At 23.6% G+C, this 1,084-nt stretch carries 1 protein-coding gene; it reads left to right on the top strand.

Going from position 1 to position 1,084, the window contains the following annotated elements; translation table 11 throughout:
• Position 1: 1 nt before the first annotated feature.
• Positions 2 to 1,084 (top strand): Cj0814 family flagellar-dependent secreted protein (locus CQA69_RS09015; protein WP_171000385.1); only part of this gene is annotated, 1,083 nt, incomplete at its 3' end.

The raw sequence follows: 1,084 nt of genomic DNA, 5'->3' as shown, positions 1-1,084 counted from the left end.
AATGATAAATAGTATAAATTCTTACTCAAATTATAATTATTATACAAATACTTTAAATTCTAAAAAGAATTCTAAAACAAATGATTTAGTAGATAATAAAGAAATAAATAACAATACAAATTCAAATAACAATATCTCAAACAATACTTCTTTAAACCAAATTAAACAAACAAATTCAAATTTAGTGAGTGATAAATCACAAGCTATAGATAAAATACTAGGTTATGGTGTAGATGAAGATGGTTTTTTTACAAGTGATTTTAATGAAGCTGCAGGAATACCTAAAGATTATAAGATTTATGCTAAAGATATGGAAAGTTTTGCAAATTTTATAAGTGAGAAAAATTCAGTCAATAATGCCTTTTTTACTAATGTAAATATAGCTAAAACCATAGGAAATGCTTACAAAGTTTTTTCACAACTTATATCTAGCGAAAATACATATTTTACTAAAGATGAACTTGAAAATATTCCAAAATGGCTACAATACAATAGTCGAAATTTTCAAATAACACATATATATTCAAGTAAAGATGATTTTATGAATGTTCAAAAATATGAAAATAATTTTACAGTTGAAACTTCATTAAAAATTGATTTCAAAGATAAGCAAAATATAAGTAAGGGTGAAGCATTACTTGCTTTTGCTAAAGGTTTAGAGCAAAATTATGGTATTGTTGAAGGTGATACTACCGTACTTGGTAAATTAGGTGGGCTTGATAGAAATATGAGTCTTGATGAAATAAAAGATTTAAAAAATTTTTTTGATAAACATCCTATAAATCATACAAATAATGATGAAGTTATGAGACAAATTTTACTTTTACCTATGCAAATAAATAATATAGAAGAATTTAAAAAAGAATGGTTGGAATTAGAGGCTGACAATAAAAAATCTTTACAAAAAGAAGAGACAAGTCAAGATATAGAAAGTCAAAAAATATTCAATTCTATTGATACTGATCAAAAAACAATTAAAAAAACTAAACCCTTCAAACCCATCCAAGCAGAAAGTAAAAACAAAGAAACTTATAAAGATGATAATATAAGAAATGAACTCATAAAAAAACTTCTTGAAAATAAA

Origin of the sequence: Campylobacter estrildidarum, assembly GCF_005406205.1 — a bacterium.
In the GTDB taxonomy this organism is placed as follows: Bacteria; Campylobacterota; Campylobacteria; order Campylobacterales; family Campylobacteraceae; genus Campylobacter_D; species Campylobacter_D estrildidarum.
The sequence above is the reverse complement of the archived record's forward strand: the minus strand, read 5'-3'. Positions and strand labels throughout refer to the sequence as shown.